Here is a 20,127-nt window from a genome sequence, read left to right on the forward strand (position 1 = left end):
ACACCAATAGATCAGGCTGTTACCTGCTGGAGACCATCGGGCGATGAGGGGCGCTTCTGATTCTCGGCTGCTTCGGTTGTTGAACGGGCAGCGCATCGTTGATGCCATGTTCGACGCTGCCCCACAAGGAATATCTCGGGCGGACATTGCGCGCGTTACCGGTTTGTCGAAACCGACGGTCTCAAATCTGGTCGCCGACTTGGAAGCTTCGGGGCTGATCCGCCTGGCCGGAACGCCGACCGTGGCTGGGAATGTGGGTAGACCGGCCATGCCCTACGAAATCGTGCCGGAGGCAGGGTTTGTGGTGGCAGCCGACATCGGTGCCACCAAGATCATCGTCGGCGTGGCCAATCTCTTGGGAACCGTAGTCGCCGAACAGGAGTTGGAGACTGGACCCAGTGCGGAGTCCGCGCTCAACAGCGTGGCCGAAACGGCCTTGCGCATGCTGTCAGACATCGGTGGCCAAGCCGGTTCGGCCTGTGTCGGTATTCCCGGTATCTATCGGCCGGACCCCGACCGCGTCGAACAAGCATTGAACCTTCCGGGATTCGAGGAAATCGCCGTTCGGGCGAAGCTCGAAGATCTGCTGGGCATGGAGGTTCACGTCGAGAACGACGTCAACCTTGCTGCTCTCGCCGAGGCCGACGCGGCTGTAGACCAAACTGACTTTGCCGCTATCTCGGTCGGCACCGGGATCGGCATGGGTCTCATTGTGGGTGGAGAGCTGTATCGCGGAGGAACCGGAGCAGCCGGTGAAGTCGGGTCGATGGTGCTCCACAACTCCCTTGCCGAGCCCAACGCTGCGGTCATCTTGGAAGCCGTCTCATCAGCTCCGGCCATTCGCAAACTGTTCGGCCAGGCCACGGAGGCTGGCTACGCATCAGAGCTTCAAGGCAGTGCGGACGTACCGGAGATCTTCGATGCGGCCACCCGCAAGGATCCGGCGGCCGCGCATGTCCTCGATATCGCCGCAGATGCTATGGCAACCGCTGTAATGCAGATATGCCTCATCACCGACCCGGAGCGGATCGTTTTCGGCGGCGGTGTGGGAAGCAATCGGGTGTTCGTAGAAGCTGTGGCCGCTGAGCTAGGCAAACGACAGTCCCGGCCAGTTGAAATCGTCGCTTCGACACTAGGGCGGCGGGCCACATTCCTTGGTGCCGTGTCATGGGCCCTCGGGGCACTGCACGAGTCGCTCGTCACCAACAACCTGGGATCCCAGAGGTGAACCCCGAAGCAGCCGCCGAGGCAGTGGATGCTGACCAGCTCGTCGAGCTCGTCCAGCAGGCCATCCGCATCCCCAGCGTGACACCGCATGAGGAGGACTTTTCCCGGTGGGTACACCAGCAACTCCTTCACGGCGCGTGGGATAACACGCAGATCTCCCTTTGCGCTGACAACCGGCCCAACGTGTACGCCCGCGTCGGCCAAGGGGGTCCTTCCCTGGTCCTTGCCGGACACCTCGACACTGTCCACGCTGACGACTGGGCGGATCATTGGTCGGGCACCGATCGTGCCGACCCCTACGCCGCCCCGATCGTCGACCGAGAGATCTGGGGCCGAGGGGCAGCAGATCAGAAAGCCGGCATCTGCGCAGTCCTAGAAGCACTCCAGGCAATCGACCGAACCGGCTGCAAACCAAAGGGCGCTGTCACCGCTTTATTCGTTTGCGACGAGGAATCGGGGCAACCCGGGAGCGGCGTTTCAGCGGGGATGAAAGCCGCCATCGCCGACGGCGCGATTTCAGAAAACCATCCGCCGGAGTTCCTGATCTACACCGAGCCCTCGACCTCGGCCATATACACCGCTCAGATGGGCTTCCTTATCGCCGATATCACCCTGACCGGTCGATCGGCGTATTTCGGACGACCAGAACTGGGCGTGGACGCGCTGAAAGCAGGACATCACCTGCTCTCCGCTCTGTGGGAGCACTCTGAAGACCTCCGGACCCAACCGCCACATCCCCTGATCGGAGAGGCATTCCTGCTGGTGACCGAGGTCCGCTCAGGAGAGAGCATCGCCGTTCCCGGTCAGTTCGATCTGTCCTTGATCCGCAAGGTCCTTCCCCATGAGAGTCTCGACTCGGCGGCACAAACCATCCGAGACATGACGGCACAGGTGGCCTTAGACCATGGAGTCGAGTCGAAAGTGGAGTTCTCCGCCCCTCGCGATCATCCGGTTGGGGGCACACCAGACGAAATTCCGACCGACCATCCCGCAGTCCAGGCACTCGGAACATCCATCACCGCGATTACCGGAGAAACTCCCCGGATCGAGGCCGCACCATTTTGGTCGGAGAAGTCGTTCCTCGCCGCTCTCGGTGTGCCCGGTGTGTACTTCGCGCCAGGGGATATCTCACATGCCCACACTCCATTTGAACGTGTGGGGATTGACGAACTCGTAGCCGCCACCCGCACCCTTGCCCATTTTGTGGCGTCGTGGTGCGGACTCGAAAAAGCCCCAACCACCAACTGAAAGAGGAGAAACCCATGCAACCCCGAAAGAAATCGCGATGGCTCGTATTGAGCGCACTGCTTGCCGTTCTCGTTCTGTTGGCCGCAGCTTGCGGCAACGACGATGATGGCAGCAGTACCGACGCCACTGCTGCGCCAGCTACGGCCGCACCCACGGCTGCCCCCGAACCTCCCCCGGAACCCACACCCGATCCGGAGCCTCCTGAGGAAGAAACTCCGGCCAGGGAAGCTCCGGTAACTCAGGGGCCGAACGGGGAGACGGCCAGTCCATCAGGCGAGATCGTCCTGACCGCCGACGAGCTGGCCCAGATCCAAGAGGGCGGCTACACCGCGGCACTCCTATGGCACATCTCCGGTGCGTTCACCGACGCGGTGAGCCAGGGGGCGCGCGACGCCTTCGCGGAGATGGGCATCGACGTGGTGGTCGAAACCGAGGCCGGTTTCGATGCCGCCCAGCAGGCCAATGACGTCGAAACTGCCATGGCGCTAAACCCCGACATCATCCTCAGCCTCACCATCGACCCGGTCTCCGCAGCGGAAGGGTTCCGGCCTGCGGTCGATGCCGGTGTGCAGCTCGTGTTCTTGTCCACGACCCCCGAGGGGTATGTGCAGGGCCAAGAATTCGTGGGGGTGGTGACCGACGACTTGGCCGCCATGGGCATCGCTGCCGCCAATCTGCTCGGCAACGCGCTCGGCGGCGAAGGCGAGATCGGCTTCATCTTCCACGATGCCCCGTTCTACGTGACCAACCAGCGCGACCAGGCGTTCAAGGCCTGGATCGAGATCAACTTCCCGGGGATCGAGATCGTGGCCGAGCAGGGTCTTGCCGACCCGGCTGCCGCAGAAGACATCGCCTCTGCCATGTTGACCCGCAATCCCGGCCTCAACGGGATATACGCCCCATGGTCGGCCGGGCCCGCTGATGGCGTGCTGGCCGCGCTGCGAGCTGCGGGCGCAAGCGATGTGGCGGTTGTGACCATGGACCTGGACACGAACGTCTCGCTCGACCTTGTGGAGGGCGGCAACATCGTGGGCATCGCGGCTGATGAGGCCTACGAGATCGGTCGGACAATGGCCACTGAGGGGGCCTACGGCCTGCTCGGGAAGCAAGCGCCGCCCTTCGTCGTTGTCCCTGCTATCGAGGTAACCGCTGACAACATCGTCGAGGCATACCGGGTGTCGCTGGCCGCCGACCCGCCGCAAGAGGTGCTTGACGCCCTCGGCGGCTAAACCTGCACAGGTGATTCGGAAGTCGATCAGCAAACAGGCCCCGACCGGTCTCCCCTCCCCGGTCGGGGCTTGGATCGACCGCTATCGACATAACGGCGGAATCCGCCAATACGTTGTCTACCTGGCATTTGCGCTGATTCTGGCAACGTTCAGCATCATCTTGCACGACGACGGGTTCCTCAGCTCCTCCAACCTGCTCAATATCGGTCGGCAGGCCGCACCAATAGCGGTCATGGCGGTGGGGATGGCTTTCGCACTCGCGGCGGGCGAGATCGACCTCTCGGTCGGCTCGGTGGTGGCGCTGTCGTCCCTGGTGGCTGCGGAACTGGTGGGCAACTATGGATTCCTGGCCGGCGCGCTGGCCGCCCTTGGAGCTTCGGCGCTCGTCGGCGTCGTGAACGGGCTCATATCCGTAAAGGTGCGAATCCCGTCCTTTCTGGTCACACTGGGAATGCTGGGGATCATCAGCGGAATTGCTCGCAATTGGAACGACTTGCAGTCGCTGCCCATTCGCAACGACAGGTTCAGCGGGATATTCGGCGCGGGAGGTCTTGGCCCTGTCTCTTCGCTCCTGATCTGGATCGTCATCGTCGGAGGACTCGGACATATTGTGCTCCACCACCTGCGGTGGGGACGCCACGTGCTGTCCACCGGTGCCGACCGCGACGCAGCCAATGCAGTGGGGATCAACACCGCCCGAGTCAAGATCTCGGCGCTGGTGGTCAGCGCGACCGCCGCAGGATTTGCCGGGATTCTCCTCGCGGGCCGGCTCAGCATCGGCCGCCACGATCTCGGAGAGGATTATTTGCTCACCGTCATCGCTGCAGTAGTGATCGGAGGGACGAACCTGTTCGGCGGCAGAGCTTCGGTGATTGGGGCTGTCACCGGCGCCCTCATTATGGCCATGCTCAATAACGGGCTGATTCTCATGGGACTGGAAGTGGCTGACCAGCTCATCGCCCGGGGTGTGATCATCATCTTGGCCGTGGCCCTGAGCATGCGAGAAGCCAAGGAGGCCTGACGGTGTTCCTGAAATCGCTGCTGGACAAGAACCCTGACTTTGTGGAGACGGTTGTGGCTCTGCATCAGGCCGGCGCCATCCCTGCCAACAGCTACGCATTGGACCTCGACGCCATGGCCGCCAACACCGCGCATCTCATGGGTGAGGCGAGGGCCCTTGGGCTGACCGTGTACGCCATGACCAAGCAGGTCGGAAGGGCGCCAGGCGCGCTCAAGGCAATATCCGGCGCAGGGGTGAACGGCTATGTGGCGGTGGACATGGCCTGCGCCCGGCCGATTGCGGCCCTCGGGCACAATCTCGGACACCTTGGACATCTCGTGCAGGTGCCCACAGCCGAAACCAGCGAGGCCGTGACTATGCAGCCCGACTATTGGACGGTGTTTTCCCCCAACAAAGCGGCAGAAGTTTCGGCTGCGGCCGCCCGCTCCGGGCGGGTCCAGAATCTGCTCGTACGGGTGTTCGCTCCCGGCGACGATTTCTACCCCGGGCATGAGGGGGGCGTTCCGCTCGATGAGTTGCCCGGGATGCTCGACCACATCAGCGGCCTGCCAGAAGTCCGGTTCGCCGGCCTCACCACGTTCCCAGCGCTGCTCTTCGATCCCGACAGCAGCGGGGGGCGCACCACCCCCAATCTGGCGACCCTGGGTCGGGCCGCGGAAATGGCCCAACGACACTTCGGAGGCGACGGCCCGACGCCACTACAGATCAACGCCCCGGGCACGACGTCGACGGCAGTGTTGGCCCAACTCGCCGAGGCGGGTGCCACCCAAGTGGAACCGGGCCATGGCCTTACCGGAACCACTCCCCTGCATGCGGTTCGAGACCTGCCCGAACAGCCGGCGGCGTGCTACGTCAGCGAGGTCGCCCACATTCATCAGGGCACCCCGTTCTGCTACGGCGGCGGTCTCTACATCGATCCCGTCTTCGGGGACTACCAACCCACCGCCGTCGTTGCCCACGACCCCAGCGAGGCAGCTACCAAGCCCATGCCGGTGGATATGCCCGATCCTGCCACCATCGACTACTACGCCAAACTCAGGCCTGAATCAGGTCGCACAGTCAGCGAGGGTGACACCGTAGTCTTCGGCTTCCGGATTCAGGCCTTCGTGACCAGGGCATTTGTTGTCGGCGTCGCTGGTGTGCGGTCGGGAGCGGCGTCGGTCGCCGGAATCTGGGATGTGATGGGCAACCCGGTGGCTTGGAAGGGCAAGCGATGAGCAGGGTTCCCGCATTGGTCGCTTCTGGGATCTCGAAGTCGTTTCGGGCGGTGCAAGCCCTCGACGACGTGTCCATTGAGCTGCACCATGGCCGGGTTACCGCCTTGTTGGGCGACAACGGCGCAGGAAAATCAACCCTGGTGAAGTGCATCGCTGGTCTCTACCAACCCGACGCGGGACGTATCTTCGTTCAGGGGGCAGAGCACCGCATCAATTCTTCTCGCCATGCGCGAGAGCTGGGCATCGAGACAGTTCATCAAACGCTGTCGGTGATCGACCCGCTTGATGTGGCAGAAAACCTTTTCTTGAATCGAGAGCACACCCGGGGAGGATGGCTCGGTGCCCGCATCGGCCTGCTCGACAAGCGGCGTATGCGCGAGGAATGCGCCGCCACGCTTGCTCGTCTCGACATTCGAATTCCGTCACTGCGGCGCTCGGTCGGCTCGCTTTCCGGGGGACAGCGCCAAGCTGTGGCCATTGGCCGCGCCGTCGCCTGGGGCCAGCGGATCGTGCTGCTCGACGAGCCCGCCGCGGCCCTCGGCGTCGAACAGACCCAGCGAGTTCTAGATCTCATCGTCAACCTGCGCGACCAGGGGGTAGCGGTACTGCTCATCACCCACAACATGGACCGGGTGCTCGCCGTGTGCGACCAGGCGGTCGTGCTCTACCAAGGCCGAATATGCGCTGAAGTCGACGTGGCCGACGTCACAAAAGACGACCTGGTGTCATACATAACCGGGGCCCGTACCACCGCCTGAAGTGCCGGGGTCTGGTTGTGCAGGTCTTCATCGCCGCTGATGCCGCAGAGGCTGCCGACAAAGCAGCCGACATTGTGGAGAATGTCGTCCGGTCGAGACCTCGGCCGCGCCTCGGGGTGGCGACCGGCAGCACCATGGTCGGCGTCTACCAATCGCTAGTTGATCGGTGTCAGGCCGGGGGGCTCAGTTTTGCTGAAACGTCCATCTACTTGCTCGACGAGTACGTCGGCCTCGACTCCAACCATCCGCAGGCATTCCGAAACGTGATCAGGGCAGATCTCGCCGACCTCGTCGACCTGAGAGATGACGCGGTGTTCGGGCCCGACGGGAGCTCACCCGACCTCGAGGCTGAGGCTCAGCGCTATGAGCAACTGGTCACTGAGGCCTGCATCGACATCCAACTCCTCGGTATCGGCAGCAACGGACACATCGCCTTCAATGAACCAGGCACTTCATTCGAAGGGCTGTCAAGCGTGGTCACGTTGAGCGAAAGGACGCGGCGGGACAATGCCCGGTTCTTCGCCTCGATTGACGATGTCCCCCGCCAGGCGATAACTCAAGGAATCGGAACCATCTTGCAGGCAAGAGCGATACTTCTAGTAGCACTCGGTGCCCACAAGGCCCGTCCAATCTGTGATGCCCTCATAGGGCCAGTTTCGATTGAGACTCCGGCCTCGGCAATTCGACTGCACCCCGATGTTTCCGTGGTCCTAGATGCTGAGGCGGCTTCGCAGTTACCGGCGGCCAGGTCGGAAAGCTGACCTCCGGCTACACCAAATCCAGCAGGTGGCCGAGGCGTTGTTGTTTGGTGCGGAGGTAGTCCACGTTCTCGCTTCTGGGGGGCACTACCAGGGGAACTCGGCGGGCAATCTCCAGTCCGTAGGAGGCCAAGCTGTCGAGTTTGGTGGGGTTGTTGGTCATCAGCGCCGCTCGCGTGACCCCCAGCTCGGCCAGAATGGCCGCTCCGACGCCGTAGTTGCGGTCGTCCACCGGCAAGCCGAGTTCCAAGTTGGCGTCTACCGTGTCACGCCCCTGGTCTTGAAGGCCGTAGGCCTGAAGTTTGTGCCCGATGCCGATGCCCCTTCCCTCATGGCCCCGCATGTACACCAGCACACCGGTGCCGCAGGCCGCGATGGCATCCATAGCCGCGTGCAGCTGAGCCCCGCAGTCGCAGCGCCACGAGCCGAACACATCCCCGGTAAGACACTCGCTGTGTACCCGCACCAAGACCTCGTCGACACCCGTTATATCGCCGAGGGTGAACGCCACATGCTCCACGCCGTCGTCCATCGACTCGAAGGCGTGACAGGCGAATCGCCCCCATCTCGTGGGCACCTCGGTGGTGGCTACCAGCCTGATCTTTGGTTGGTGTCTCATTAGCTGGCCCCGACAGTACCCGTGCCAGCAGCGAAACTGGCAGCCCAAGCAACATACGCTTTGGGCATGCGGTTCGGGGTGATGATGCAGACCACCGACCAGTCGATGTCGCCGGTGCGCCTGGCCCAGGAAGCAGAGGCCCGGGGCTACGCATGCATCTACCTGCCCGAGCACACCCATATCCCCACCAGCCGGCGAACTCCACCTCCCACCGGCGACGACGAGCTGTCTGAGACCTACCTACGAACGCTGGACCCCTATATCGCCCTGGCCGCCTGCGCCCAGGCCACCAGTGCCGTCGGGCTGGGGGTGGGGGTGGCCCTGCCCGCCCAGCACGACCCCATTACCTTCGCTAAGCAGTGCGCCACCCTCGACTGGATGAGCGGAGGGCGCCTGGTGCTGGGAATCGGCTACGGCTGGAACCGCGAGGAGATGGAGAACCACGGCATCGACGTTCGCCGCCGCCGGGCCCGGGTGCGCGAGCACATGCTCTGCGCTCAAGCGCTGTGGGGAAGCGAGATCGCCGAGTTCCACGGGAAGTTCGTGAACATGGAGCCCTCGTGGAGCTGGCCCAAGCCGATCCAGCAGCCCCGTATCCGCACCATCATCGGCGCCGCTCCCGGCCCCACCACCTTCGCCCATATCGCGGAGTTCGGCGACGGCTGGATGCCCATCGGCGGTGCTGGGATGCGAGCCGCTCTTGCTGACCTGGGCGAGGCCATGGCCGCCGCGGGGCGGAGCATCGACGAGTTGGAGCTGGTCACCTACGGCACCCACCCCGACCCCGGAAAGCTGGGCTACTACGAGGACATCGGGATCACCGAGGTGGTGCTGCGGTTTCCCCACGGCGGCTCAGCCGATGAAGTGCTGCCGGTACTGGACGACTACACCCGCTGGATCGAAGAGTTCGGGTAGCCGGGCTATTCCTCGCCGATGTCCAACACAGTGCGGACCACGCCGCCGGTGTCCAGCTCGTCGAGGGCGGCGGTGACGTCATTGAGGGGGCGGTGCTGGGTGATCAGCTCGTCGAGCAGGAGCTCGCCGGAACGGTAGAGATCGAAGATCCACGGAAAGTCCCGAGCGGGCGAGGAGTTGCCGTACATGCTGCCGGTGAGCGCCTTGCCGAAGTAGATCTCAGTGGCGTCGATGTGGAACGGGGTCCCCGCGGGCGGCCCGCCCACCATCACAGCCAACCCGCCCATGCCGATCGAGTTCCAGGCGTTCATGTAGGTGGCCCCGGAACCGATCACCTCGAAGGCGTAGTCGGCCCCCCGGCCTCTGGTCAGCTCCATCACCGCGGCCACGGGATCGTCGTCGGATGCATTCAAGGTATGGGTGGCGCCGAACTTCTCGGCCAGAGCCAGCTTGTCATCCAGCAGATCCACCGCCACGATCTCGGCTGCGCCCATGAGGCGGCACCCCTGGATGACGTTGAGACCCACCCCGCCACAGCCGTAGACCACACAGGTGCTGCCCCGGCGGACCTGGGCGGTGTTCACCGCCGACCCCACCCCGGTGGGAACGCCGCAACCCACCAGGCAGGCCACGTCCAAGCCCACATCGTCGGGCACTCTCACCGCCTTGGAGAAGTGAACCACGGCGTGCTCGGCGAACGAGCCCACCGTGCAGAACGAGTGGTGGACCTCGCCGTCTTTTTCGAAGCGATGGCCGCCGTCGTAGTAGGTGCCGATGGGGAATGCAGGCAGCACCTGGCAGCGGTTGGCGAAACCGGCGGCGCACGACCGGCACCGCCCGCAACTGGCCACCAGCGACAGCACCACCCGGTCGCCGGGCTTGACTCCGGTGACGCCCTCCCCCACATGCTCCACTATCCCGGCCCCTTCGTGGCCCAAGATCATGGGAGTTTCCCAGTCTCGGCTGCCGTGGTACACGTGCAGGTCGCTGTGGCAGATCCCACTATGGGTGATCCGCACCAGCACGTCTTGGGGGGCCAGATTGCAGATGTCCAATTCGACGATGTCCAGCGGAACATTCGGCTCCCGATACACCGCAGCCCACGTCTTCATGCCTGTGCCTCCCTTTCCGCCAGCCACTCCCGCAGCTCCCGAACACCCCAGTGCCAGCGGTACTCCCCGATGCCCGGCTCGCCGTCGTAGCTCCAATCCACGAAGCCGTTGCACGAGAACGCGTTGGTGGACACCTTCTCGATGGTGCGGGCCACCCGGCCCTCGAAGCGGTGGTGACGGCCCCGCTCGTCGACCACCTCATAGACCAGTGCAGTGGTGCGATAGCCGTCGAGCTCGAACCGGCCTGTCCCCTCGGCGATGCGGAGGATTTCCCCACCGTCTAGCAGGTAACCGTGCGTGATCACGCAGGAACCAGGAGTGTCGTTGCGGGTCTGGACCAGGAAGTGGAAATCGTCGCCCCAGTGGCCGTCGTCGAAGTTGCCGCAGCCCAGCCGGGCCACCGACTCCCGGCGGGGCCCCCACGAGTGATCGCGGTTGACCGCGCAGTCCACCTCGAACCGCACGCCATTCACCACCACTTCCCCCGAGACGTGGAGAGTCTGGTCGATGTGGCCGTGGGACAACGCCGCATCGGAGCGCTGGATCGACCCGAATCCCTCCCCCGCTCCCGCCACTTTGGTCTCGCCCACCTCTACCGGCGGCATCAACGCGGTGTACTCCAAGTCGAACACCGTCCCGTCGATGCCGTCGTAGCGGACTTCCCAACGCTGGAACGCCTCGGTCTGGCGCACCGCGATGCCATTGTCCAGGCGGTAGTCGTCCAGGTTGTGGGGCGGCATGGGCATGGCAAAGCGGTCCTCGTGCATATCGTTGGCCAAGGCCCCGGTGGCGCCCAGCCCTCGGTTGGAATACACGAACACGTTGGCCCCCACCACTCCTAGCGTGGGCCGCCACATCGAACGCAGGTGCCCGACCATGGCCTCACCGGGGACGAAGAAGCAGAACCAATTGGTCTCCACCCAGTTCCAATCCCGAAAGCGGGGCTGGTGCAGGAACCGGTCTCTTCGACTCAGCCGAGTTCCCGGGGCCTGAATGCTCTCTCCCATCCACCTCCGACCGTACCCCGCGAGCACAGCCCAGCACGCAATGGATCAGCCGGGGCCGAGGTCGAGACCGGCGAAACCGCGGGACCGGATGACCGTGGTCGCCCAAAAGACAGCCAGCAATCCCCCGTACACCAGCACCACGAACCGCATGGACACCAGGTCGCCCAAGAATCCCCCGATCAACGCGCCGATAGGCAGCCCGGAAAGCACCGACATCAGCCACACCGACATGACCCGGCCCCGAAACTGCTCGTCCACCTGCACCTGCAGGGCGCTGTTCATGGTCACGCCATGGGCCATATGCCCCGCTCCGAAGATCAAGTACCCCAACAGGCCGACAACCAGCCAAGAAGTCGCCCCGGTAACCAGCACCCCGACGGCATACACCCCCACTGCTGTCATCTCGACCCGGGATCGGGCGTGGCGATCGCCGTATCTGGTGACGTACAGCGCGGCCAGCATCGACCCGAAACCGAACGTCGCCGTGAGCCAGCCCAGCCCGCCATCACTGAGAGCGAACACATCGTCAGCCACGCTCTCCGCCAGGGCGAACGCGAAGACCGCTCCGACACTGGCCACGGCGAACGAGGTGAACATCACCAGGCGCATGGCGGGACGGCGCCTGACGTAATCCAAACCGTGGCGGAACTGCAACCAGAACGGCTCTTGCTCAACCGGTTCCGTGGCCCGAAGCCTCATCGGAGCCATCAAGGCCAAACCCAAGCCGAAGCCCACAATGGTCACCGCGAACGCCGGTCCTGGACCCCAATTAATTAAAGTGAGCCCGGCCAGCGCCGGGCCTAGCGCACGCCCGGCGGTGAACGACAGCGACACGAAGCGCACCGCCGACAAGAGATCTTCGGGCGGCACCAACAGCACGGTCATTGCCTGGGTGGGGGCCCACTGGAACCCCGATGCCACCCCCACCACCACCTGGATGCCGATCATCAGCCACGGGGTGAGGAGGTCGGCGGTGAACAGTGCCAAGAATACCGCCGAGCAGGCTAGTTGGGTGAAGAATGATCCGAACAAGAGGGCCTTCCGGCTCATCCGGTCGCTCCAGATACCGGCCACCGGGGTCATGAACAGCGAAGGGATCAGCACCGCGAACGCCGAGCTGCCCACCCACCAATTCGAGTCGGTCAGCTGGTTCATGTAGAAGGGCACGGCCAGCGACTGCATGAACTGCCCGGTGGTGGCAATGGACACGCCGATGAAGAACAGCCGGAATCCCCGATGAGACAAGGCGCGAAGCGGAGAAGGCGGGACAGACACGATCAGCCGACAGTACTTCCCTGGATGATGAATCTGGTCGTCCGGATTCGGTGTGCCAACATCGGCCAGTGCCTCAGGATGAACGAGAGCCCGGGTTGGTCCGCAACCGCCACGGCAGCGGCGCCTTCCGCCGACGGCTGCGGATGGTCGCCCCCGACCCCCACACGGTGGTGGTGGGCCTCGAGGACGACATGCACCACTACGAGGCGGCGCTCGCCCATGACGGCCGCCACATCACCGGGGCGTCCGCCGCCGGGCCCCGGATGCCCTGGGAGCCGTGCTCGGGAGCGCTCGACCAGCTCCAGGCCCTTGTGGGCTGCCCGCTGACCACCACCGCGTCGGAGGTGTTCGCCTGGACCGACGTCCGCCAGCAATGCACTCACCTCTACGACGCCGCCGTGCTCGGGGTGCTCCACGCCGCCCGGGGGCGAGTCGGCACCCGCCAATACGACGCCACCGTGCCCGATTGGGACCAGCCCCCGTTCGACGCCTGGGTCGAGCGGGACGGGACCGAGGTCTTCCGCTGGCGGATGGCCGCGACCCTGGAGATCGAATCACCTGAGCCGTTCGGCGGTCGTCGGCTCAAAGGCGGGTTCGTCCGCTGGTGCGAGCAGGCGCTCAATCCTGAGGCCGCCGAGGCCGCCTGGGTGCTCCAGCGCACCGTGTGGCTGTCGGGTGCCCGCCGGGTGGAGCTGGAGGACTGCGACAACGCCATCATCTCCGGGCTGATCCCAAACGTCTGCTGGACCTCCCAGCCTGAGCGCTATGACATTGCGATCCGCCGCCGGGGCACATTGCGCGATCACGGCCCCGGACCAGACAGGATGCTCGTGGACATGCCCGCCCGCTGGCCGCAACTCCGCGACACCTGAGAGACTCCACGATATGGCTATGAGAGACGATATAGCTATGAGCGAGGCAGAGGAACCGCTGTTCGCCGAGCAGTTCCAATCCATCACAGCCAACATCGGCCGGGCCATCATGGGCAAGCCCGATGTATTGGATTTGGCGGTGACGTGCTTGCTGGCCGAGGGGCATCTGCTCATCGAAGACGCCCCCGGGGTCGGCAAGACCAGCCTGGCCAAGGCTCTCGCCATCACCGTGCAGGCTGAGTTCGGCCGAATCCAGTTCACCCCCGATTTGCTTCCCTCCGATGTGGTGGGGGCCACGATCTGGAACCGCGCCGCTAACACGCTGGATTTCCAGCCCGGACCGGTGTTCTCCGGCATCGTGGTGGCCGACGAGATCAACCGAGCTTCCCCGAAGACCCAGTCGGCGCTGTTGGAGGCCATGGCCGAGAGGCAGGTCACCGTCGATGGAACCACCCATCCCCTTCCCCGGCCGTTCATGGTGATCGCCACCCAGAACCCGCTGGAGCACGAAGGCACCTACCCGCTGCCCGAAAGCCAGCTCGACCGATTCCTGATGCGGATCGAGGTGGGCTACCCCTCGAAGCAGGCCGAGCTTGACATCCTCGACGCGCACGGGACCGACAACCCGCTGGACTCCCTTCGTCCCGTGGTGGATTCCCAGGCGGTCAATGCGCTGGCCGACCATGCCGGAGCGGTCTTCACCGCGCCGGGGATCAAGCGCTATTTGGTGCAGATCGCGAACGCCACGAGAGACCACCCGAGCCTGGTCTTGGGGATGTCCACTCGGGCCACCCTTGCACTGCAACGGGCCAGCCGGGTGCGGGCGGTATCCCAGGGACGGGACTACGTGCTCCCCGACGACGTGAAGCAGCTGGCTGTGCCCGTCTTGGCCCACCGGCTGCTGCTGAACCCCCAGGCCCGGGCTCGGGGCACACCAGCCGCGCAGATCGTGGACGAGGTCATGAGCTCGGTTCCGGCCCCAGTCGACTAGCTTCCCGCCAACCGTGCTCACCCCCTCAGGCTGGCTGCTCTTCATCGGGTCGGCGCTGCTGGTGGCGGCTGGCCGGGTGTTCGGTTCCGACGAATTGCTGGCCGTCGGCGTTGCCGGAGCCGCAGTGGCGGTCCTCTCAGTGGCGTACGTCAGAGCCCGTCGGCCGCTACGGGTGATCAGCCGGTCGCTCAAGCCGCAGCAGGTGCACGTCGGCGACGAATGCCAAGTGCGGCTGGAAATGGCCAACCCCGGCGTGTTCCGCAGCCCGGTGCTGCGACTGGCTGATCAAGTCTCGTTCTCTACCAAGAGCTCAACCAGCTCCTTCCAGTCTCCCGACCTGTTGGTGGCACCGGTTCGCACTGATGACGAGCTCACCGTTGCCTACCGGCTCCCCACCGAGGAGCGGGGAAGGGTCGTCGTCGGGCCGCTCACGCTGACGGTGACCGATCCACTCAGCATGTCCGCCCGGCATTTCCAGTTCGGCGGCAAAGCAGAGGCGCTGGTCTACCCGGCCATGTATCCCATCGGGCCGCCGCCGCGCCTGCCGGGGAGCTCGTTCGACGCCGTCCGGCGCAGCCCCATGGCCCAAAGCGGCGACGAGTTGTACGGCTTGCGCCCGTTCCAGAGAGGCGACGACCCCCGGCGCATCCACTGGCGATCTTCGGCCCACCACGACGAGCTGATTGTCCGCCAGTTCGAGGAGTTCTCCCACACCCACACCACCGTTTTGCTGGACACTCGGGGCGCGCTGCTGGGCACTGAGGCCGACGGCGAGCGCTTCGAGGCCATGGTCTCGGCCGCGGCCAGCATCTGCCGGGCCAGCCAGCATCGAGGAGACCAGGTCCGCCTGATCACCACTGCGGACTTCGACAGCGGCTACGGATCTGATTCTGCCCACCTTCACAAGATCTATGAGCACCTGGCTCTGATCAGCCCCGACGTCGGAACCTTGATGGGCGCTGTCGAACGGCTGGGCCGAGAGCACGGCGGCGGGCTGCTGGTGGCCGTGGCCGCCGCGGTCGACGGAACCGAGCCCCGGTCGCTCATGCCCTTGGGCTCCCAATTCAGCTCCAAGACGGTTGTGCTGTTCGCCCCGGCCAAAGGGGGGCAACCGCCCCCGGCCTTCATTCCGGACACAACCCTGCTGCCCGTGAGCGAGCCCTCGGGATTCACCGGCGCATGGGCCGCTCATTCGACCTCCGGCGAAGATCCCTCGACAAGGCCCCGCTCGTCGGCCTCGGCTTCCGCCGACAGACGCCCATGATCGGCTCCCGAGACTCTCGCAGGGGTCGGGCGGCCGAGTGGGAAATTCCCTTGGAATCGACTGGACCGATTCTGACGGCGGCCACCGCCTTCGGCCTCATCCGCGTCTTCCAGGGAGACGACTGGGTTCTGCCTGTGTTCATCGCTGCCGCGGTCAGCCATCTGCTGGCGCTGGCCGTGCGCCGTATCGGCTGGGGAATGCCGATCTCGGCTGTGGTCACCGGAGTCGGCCTGATTTTCACAGTCACCTGGACCCGCTACTGGGACACTGCGTTCTGGGGCCTGCCGGTCGGAGACACCTGGACAGTGCTGCCCGACGACTTGGAGCAGGCCTGGGCCAACTTCGGAGAACTCAGCCCCCCGGTGGAGCCGGTCAACGGTTTCATCGTGAGTGCCATGGCCGGGATATGGCTGCTGGCATTCCTCAACGACTGGACGGCGATGCGGATGCGGGCCCTGTTCGAACCCATGGTTCTGCCCATCGTCGCCTTCGGCTTCATGGGGCTGGTAGGCGACGGCCAGCACCGCATTCTCACCATCGGGCTGTTCACCGCAGCATTGCTGCTGTTCGCCACGATTCACCGGGTGTCGGCCCGCACCGCAGGGGCCGCGTGGCTGGGGGGCGAAGGCCGGGCCTCGAGCGGGCGCCGGGCGTTGCTGGGCGGAAGCGCCGCCATCGCGGCGGTTGCCTTGGCGGGGGCGATCGCCGCAGGTCCGGCCCTGGGCAGCAGCGAAGACCCATTGGTCGACCTGACCGAGGCCGTCGAGCGAGGGCGGAGGAGTTCGGGGAGGGTGGTGATCAGCCCTCTGGTGGACATCAGGGGCCGACTGGTAAATCAGAGTGACACATTGATGTTCCAGGTGAGGGCGGAGGAGCGGTCCTATTGGCGCCTCACCTCGCTGGACCAGTTCGACGGACAGGTGTGGACGTCCCGTGCCGAGTACGCCGCTCGACCCACACAGCTGCCGTCCCTCTTCCGATCAGGCTCCAGCGTGCAGGAATCGGTGCAGCAATTCAACATCGAACGGCTGGGTGCGGTCTGGCTGCCTGCGGCGTTCGAACCCCGGTCGCTGGTCTCGACCACTGACGACACAGGCAATGGCGACATCAGCTACGAGCCCTCGTCCTCGACGCTCATCGTCGGGCGCTCTCTGGCCAGTTCCAACGGCCTCTCCTACACCGTCACCTCCGCGCTGCCCCGATTCGACCCCGAGGTGCTCAGGAGCATTCCCCTCGATGCCGTGGGGACCACCCCGGTGGACTCCTACACCTCGCTGCCGTCGGACTTCAGCCCCCGAGCTCGGGATCTGGCCGCCCAACTGACCGCCGGGGCCCGATCGGGCTACGAACGGGCGCTCGCCCTCCAAGGTTTCTTCCGCAATGGGGGCTTCGTTTACGACGCCAATGTGGCGCCTGGCCATTCCGGGAACCGAATCGAGGAGTTCCTGGCCAACCGACGGGGGTACTGCGAGCAGTTTGCCGGCACGTTCGCGGCCATGGCCCGGTCGGTGGGTCTCCCAGCGCGGGTGGCAGTGGGATTCACTGTGGGCGAAGCCGACCCGGACGATCCCAACCTCTATCTGGTTTACGGAAGACACGCCCATGCCTGGCCCGAGGTGTTCCTGGCCGGCGTTGGGTGGGTGGCCTTCGAGCCCACACCGGGCCGGGGCGCCCCGGGCGCCCAGAACTACACCGGCCTGGCCGAAGACCAAGCCGTCAGCGGATCTGGTCTCGAGGCTCTGGGGGCAGAGCCGCTCACCGGCCCTGCCGGCCCTCTTGAGCCCCCGACCGACTTCGAGAGCCTCTTTCCCCCCGATTCGCCGGAATTCGGCGACACCCAGCCAGAAGCCGGCGATGACGGCGGGATGACTTGGAGAACTTGGATTGCCATACTGGCCCCGCCGCTTGCCGGGCTGCTTATCCTGCTCATCCCCTGGCTCAAGAGATTCCAAAATCAACGGCGATTTCTGAAGATCACGGGCAACCGGGGGAAGATCAGGCTGCTTTGGACAGAGACCGTGGAGTCGTTGGCGCTCATCAACATGACCCCTCGGCCCGACGAGACCTACACCGAATTCGCCAGTCGGGCCATCAACCAAGTCCCGCTCCACAGCCCGGACCTTCGACAATTGGGCGAGCTGGCCGCGGCCGCAACCTTCGCGCCGTCGGAGCCCACCGACCACAACCAGTGGCTGGCCCGCACCTGGTCGTTGTCGGTGCGCTCCGAGGTCAACTTCAGGGTGAGCCGGTGGCAGAAGCTGGCGGCCGCGTTCAATCCTCAGCCGCTTGTCAGCTCACGGCGGCGAAGACCGCAGGGCCCAAGCTGGAAGATCGGCCCCTAAGCGCGACCAGGTTTGTCTCAGGTTGTCCAGCTAGGACCGCTCGGCGTCGCCGCGGCGCAGGCGGTTGACGATTCGGCGGCCCGGTGACCTCAGGAAGCTGCTCACGTCGCCGCGGTTGATGCTGTCGCTGATCTGCTGGAGCCCGAACCGGCCGAGCTGGCGCAGGTTGCTCCACCCCCAGAGCGACGCCGCCAACATGACCAGAAAACCCAGGAAAGACAGCAAGTACGAGGTGGAAAGGGTCAGGATCATGAAGACCAACCCCGCGATGCAGCCCAGAATCGCCAGCCGGAGGTTGCGGGCAGGATGGGTGAAAACCGTGGTGCGGCCGACCTCGCGGGCCAGCGCAGGGTCGGTTTCATAGAGCTGTTCCTCTATTTCGCTAAGGATGCGTTGCTCGTCCTCGGAGAGTGGCACTTTCTAAGTGTCTCACAGCCCAACCCGCCAAACAATGCCAGCCGCTCGCGGGCGCGGCCCGACGCGCTCACTTCTGCCGGGACCAGCCCATTCCCCGGGGGCCGCCGTCGGCAGCTCCGCCGGTCTGGATGACCTCGCTCCCAAAGCGGTCCCTGATGCGATCGACAGCCCGGTCGACGTCGTGCCATGAGGGGGTGCTGGCGTCTTCCAGCGAGAGCTGGCGCTGGCCGTGATCCTCCAGATCCGATACCCCCACCCCGATCAAACGCACCCCCGGGGCAACATCCACGGACCCCAGCAGCCGCTTGGCCTCCCGCGCCAACACCACCCCGGAGTCGACCGAGCTGGCCAGGGTGTGCGACCGGGTGATGGTGCTGAAGTCCCCGAAGCGGATCTTGATGATCACCGTGCGTCCCGCCACTCCGGCGGCCCGCAGCCGGGAGGCCACCGAATCGCTCAAGGCCACCAGCTCCGCGCCGAGGTCCTCTTGGGTGTGCAGGTCGCGGGCAAACGTCTTCTCGTGGCTGATCGACTTGGCTGCCGTCTCAGGAATCACCGGCCGAGGGTCGATGGCGTTGGCCAAGTTGTGCATATGCCGGCCATGGGCCTTGCCCACGATCCCCTCCAACCGCTCCAGGGGGAAGTCGGCCAACTCGCCGATGGTGGCGATGCCGACGCGGTTGAGGTGGGCCAGCGTGGCCGGACCCACCCCCCAGATGTCGCTGACCGGGCGAGGCGACAAGAAGGCCAGCTCTTCGCCCACCGGCACCTCGAACACTCCGGCCCCGCCCGACGGCCCCGACGGGGTGGGCTCGGGCTTGGCCAGCTTGGAGCCCAGTTTGGCCAAGAACTTGACTGCGGCCACCCCCACCGCGCAGTTGATGCCCTCCTCGGTGCGGACCTGCTTTCGGATCAGATGGCCGATCTCCACCGGGGGGCGATGGGCGCCGGACACATCCAAGAACGCCTCATCCACCGACAGGGGTTCAACCAGGGGGGTGAACGACCGCAGGATGCCCATGATGCGCCCGCTCACCTCGGAGTACAGCTCGTGGTCACCGGGCAAGAACACAATCTCCGGGCAGAGTCGGCGCGCCTGCCCCGAGGGCATGGCCGATGAAACCCCGTAGGCCCGGGCCTCATAGGAGGCCGACGCCACCACCCCCCGGCTGCCCGAGCCGCCCACCGCCACCGGCAGACCACGCAGTTCCGGGCGCCGGAGTATCTCCACCGACACGAAGAAGGCATCCATGTCCACGTGCAGGATGGACCCCGACTGGGTCTGCCTGCTGCCGCTGCTGAAATCCTCCACCGTCATTGCTACAGCTTCGCTACAGCCTTGTGACCGCGAGACCGTCGATCTCAGTCCCGGTCACCTCGTAGCGATAGGTCAGCATCTGATCAGGGCGCTCGCGGCACCACTCCAACAGCGGCTCGCGCACCCAACGGGGACTGTGGACCAGGCGGGTCTCGCATTCATCAGAATCATAAAAATCGGCGTGCTCCACGATGCCGTCGGGATCCTCCAGCACGATCTCCCCGTTCCAGTCCACCGCCCGATGGGCCTCCACCCGCAGCCGCCAGCCCAAGTCGGTGAAGTCCACGGTTATCTCATACAGCGGCCCCTCCCAGAGATGCACGCGGATCCCGGTCTCCTCCAGCACTTCCCGGCCGAGCGCCTCCAGCATCGTCTCCCCCGGATCCACCACTCCGCCGGGCGTGCTCCACTCCACCGAGTCGTTGCGGCGCCGGTTCCGCACCAGCAGCATCTGCTCCCCCCGCAGCACCACTCCCCCGGCCACCTCCCAATCCCGAACTCGCCCCGGCGCTGCCTCCGCCACTTCACCAGTATGGC

Annotated in this window: 19 protein-coding genes; 12 read left to right on the forward strand and 7 right to left on the reverse strand. The window is 65.2% G+C overall.

Annotated elements, in window-relative coordinates; all coding sequences use genetic code 11:
- Window positions 1–106 precede the first annotated feature (106 nt).
- The 7 genes from ACOGI7_RS08020 to ACOGI7_RS08050 are packed head-to-tail and all read left to right on the forward strand — an operon-like array spanning window position 107 to window position 7,461.
- Window positions 107–1,228, forward strand: a complete 1,122-nt coding sequence (locus ACOGI7_RS08020; protein WP_419851481.1) for an ROK family transcriptional regulator — start codon at window positions 107–109, stop codon at window positions 1,226–1,228.
- Window positions 1,225–2,475, forward strand: coding sequence for a M20 family metallopeptidase (locus tag ACOGI7_RS08025; protein ID WP_419851394.1), 1,251 nt, complete (start codon window positions 1,225–1,227; stop codon window positions 2,473–2,475). The genes ACOGI7_RS08020 and ACOGI7_RS08025 overlap by 4 nt, the downstream gene beginning before the upstream one ends.
- A 14-nt stretch (window positions 2,476–2,489) precedes the next feature.
- Window positions 2,490–3,704, forward strand: coding sequence for a substrate-binding domain-containing protein (locus ACOGI7_RS08030; RefSeq protein WP_419851395.1), 1,215 nt, complete (start codon window positions 2,490–2,492; stop codon window positions 3,702–3,704).
- A gap of 10 nt (window positions 3,705–3,714) precedes the next feature.
- Entirely contained in the window at window positions 3,715–4,725 is a 1,011-nt protein-coding gene (locus ACOGI7_RS08035; protein WP_419851396.1) for an ABC transporter permease, read from the forward strand.
- A gap of 2 nt (window positions 4,726–4,727) precedes the next feature.
- Window positions 4,728–5,942, forward strand: a complete 1,215-nt coding sequence (locus ACOGI7_RS08040; RefSeq protein ID WP_419851397.1) for an alanine racemase — start codon at window positions 4,728–4,730, stop codon at window positions 5,940–5,942.
- Window positions 5,939–6,700 carry an ATP-binding cassette domain-containing protein gene (locus ACOGI7_RS08045; RefSeq protein ID WP_419851398.1) on the forward strand — a complete coding sequence of 254 codons (762 nt, stop codon included), beginning with the start codon at window positions 5,939–5,941 and terminating at the stop codon, window positions 6,698–6,700. The genes ACOGI7_RS08040 and ACOGI7_RS08045 overlap by 4 nt, the downstream gene beginning before the upstream one ends.
- Window positions 6,701–6,717: 17 nt before the next feature.
- On the forward strand, window positions 6,718–7,461 hold the full coding sequence (locus tag ACOGI7_RS08050) for a glucosamine-6-phosphate deaminase (RefSeq protein ID WP_419851399.1): 744 nt from the start codon (window positions 6,718–6,720) through the stop codon (window positions 7,459–7,461).
- A gap of 7 nt (window positions 7,462–7,468) precedes the next feature.
- On the opposite strand, the gene ribA is transcribed toward ACOGI7_RS08050, so the two are convergent.
- A complete protein-coding gene (ribA, locus tag ACOGI7_RS08055; RefSeq protein ID WP_419851400.1) occupies window positions 7,469–8,077 on the reverse strand; it encodes a GTP cyclohydrolase II in 609 nt (202 codons plus the stop codon).
- Window positions 8,078–8,143: 66 nt separating this feature from the next.
- On the opposite strand from ribA, the gene ACOGI7_RS08060 reads away from it, so the two are divergent.
- A complete protein-coding gene (locus ACOGI7_RS08060; RefSeq protein ID WP_419851401.1) occupies window positions 8,144–8,992 on the forward strand; it encodes a TIGR03619 family F420-dependent LLM class oxidoreductase in 849 nt (282 codons plus the stop codon).
- 5 nt (window positions 8,993–8,997) lie between these two features.
- On the opposite strand, the gene ACOGI7_RS08065 is transcribed toward ACOGI7_RS08060, so the two are convergent.
- From ACOGI7_RS08065 to ACOGI7_RS08075, 3 genes are read right to left on the reverse strand one after another with little or no spacing between them, the layout of a single operon-like run.
- The gene (locus ACOGI7_RS08065) at window positions 8,998–10,104 is read right to left on the reverse strand and encodes a Zn-dependent alcohol dehydrogenase (RefSeq protein WP_419851402.1); all 1,107 of its coding nucleotides are present in this window, start codon (window positions 10,102–10,104) and stop codon (window positions 8,998–9,000) included.
- Window positions 10,101–11,111, reverse strand: coding sequence for a DUF7064 domain-containing protein (locus ACOGI7_RS08070; protein WP_419851403.1), 1,011 nt, complete (start codon window positions 11,109–11,111; stop codon window positions 10,101–10,103). Before ACOGI7_RS08070 ends, ACOGI7_RS08065 begins: the two co-directional genes overlap by 4 nt.
- A gap of 45 nt (window positions 11,112–11,156) precedes the next feature.
- The gene (locus ACOGI7_RS08075; protein ID WP_419851404.1) at window positions 11,157–12,386 is read right to left on the reverse strand and encodes an MFS transporter; all 1,230 of its coding nucleotides are present in this window, start codon (window positions 12,384–12,386) and stop codon (window positions 11,157–11,159) included.
- Window positions 12,387–12,454: 68 nt separating this feature from the next.
- Here ACOGI7_RS08075 and ACOGI7_RS08080 point away from each other — a divergent pair, with 68 nt between their 5' ends.
- From ACOGI7_RS08080 to ACOGI7_RS08095, 4 genes are read left to right on the forward strand one after another with little or no spacing between them, the layout of a single operon-like run.
- Entirely contained in the window at window positions 12,455–13,258 is an 804-nt protein-coding gene (locus ACOGI7_RS08080; RefSeq protein ID WP_419851405.1) for a DUF2889 domain-containing protein, read from the forward strand.
- A gap of 37 nt (window positions 13,259–13,295) precedes the next feature.
- Window positions 13,296–14,249, forward strand: coding sequence for an AAA family ATPase (locus tag ACOGI7_RS08085; RefSeq protein WP_419851406.1), 954 nt, complete (start codon window positions 13,296–13,298; stop codon window positions 14,247–14,249).
- Window positions 14,250–14,262: 13 nt separating this feature from the next.
- A complete protein-coding gene (locus ACOGI7_RS08090) occupies window positions 14,263–15,513 on the forward strand; it encodes a DUF58 domain-containing protein (protein ID WP_419851407.1) in 1,251 nt (416 codons plus the stop codon).
- Between the two features lie 50 nt (window positions 15,514–15,563).
- Complete coding sequence (locus tag ACOGI7_RS08095) at window positions 15,564–17,855, forward strand: transglutaminaseTgpA domain-containing protein (RefSeq protein ID WP_419851408.1); 2,292 nt, start codon at window positions 15,564–15,566, stop codon at window positions 17,853–17,855.
- Between the two features lie 30 nt (window positions 17,856–17,885).
- On the opposite strand, the gene ACOGI7_RS08100 is transcribed toward ACOGI7_RS08095, so the two are convergent.
- The 3 genes from ACOGI7_RS08100 to ACOGI7_RS08110 all read right to left on the reverse strand — a co-directional run bounded on the left by ACOGI7_RS08100 (window position 17,886) and on the right by ACOGI7_RS08110 (window position 20,113).
- Window positions 17,886–18,272: a DUF3040 domain-containing protein gene (locus ACOGI7_RS08100; protein WP_419851409.1), complete on the reverse strand. Its 387-nt coding sequence runs from the start codon at window positions 18,270–18,272 to the stop codon at window positions 17,886–17,888.
- 67 nt (window positions 18,273–18,339) lie between these two features.
- Entirely contained in the window at window positions 18,340–19,590 is a 1,251-nt protein-coding gene (locus tag ACOGI7_RS08105; protein ID WP_419851410.1) for a DNA polymerase IV, read from the reverse strand.
- Window positions 19,591–19,603: 13 nt separating this feature from the next.
- Window positions 19,604–20,113 (reverse strand): NUDIX hydrolase, encoded by a 510-nt coding sequence (locus ACOGI7_RS08110; protein ID WP_419851411.1) that lies wholly within the window; start codon window positions 20,111–20,113, stop codon window positions 19,604–19,606.
- Window positions 20,114–20,127 lie beyond the last annotated feature (14 nt).

The organism is Candidatus Poriferisocius sp. (assembly GCF_965204145.1).
Lineage (GTDB): Bacteria > Actinomycetota > Acidimicrobiia > Acidimicrobiales > Bin134 > Poriferisocius.

Bases quoted from the DNA above. Each gene is read 5' to 3' on its own strand.
- ACOGI7_RS08020 (WP_419851481.1), top strand. From the start codon at position 107: ATGTTCGACGCTGCCCCACAAGGAATATCTCGGGCGGACATTGCGCGC.
- ACOGI7_RS08030 (WP_419851395.1), top strand. From the start codon at position 2,490: ATGCAACCCCGAAAGAAATCGCGATGGCTCGTATTGAGCGCACTGCTT.
- ACOGI7_RS08045 (WP_419851398.1), top strand. From the start codon at position 5,939: ATGAGCAGGGTTCCCGCATTGGTCGCTTCTGGGATCTCGAAGTCGTTT.
- ribA (WP_419851400.1), bottom strand. From the start codon at position 8,077: ATGAGACACCAACCAAAGATCAGGCTGGTAGCCACCACCGAGGTGCCC.
- ACOGI7_RS08060 (WP_419851401.1), top strand. From the start codon at position 8,144: ATGCGGTTCGGGGTGATGATGCAGACCACCGACCAGTCGATGTCGCCG.
- ACOGI7_RS08065 (WP_419851402.1), bottom strand. From the start codon at position 10,104: ATGAAGACGTGGGCTGCGGTGTATCGGGAGCCGAATGTTCCGCTGGAC.
- ACOGI7_RS08070 (WP_419851403.1), bottom strand. From the start codon at position 11,111: ATGGGAGAGAGCATTCAGGCCCCGGGAACTCGGCTGAGTCGAAGAGAC.
- ACOGI7_RS08085 (WP_419851406.1), top strand. From the start codon at position 13,296: ATGAGCGAGGCAGAGGAACCGCTGTTCGCCGAGCAGTTCCAATCCATC.
- ACOGI7_RS08105 (WP_419851410.1), bottom strand. From the start codon at position 19,590: ATGACGGTGGAGGATTTCAGCAGCGGCAGCAGGCAGACCCAGTCGGGG.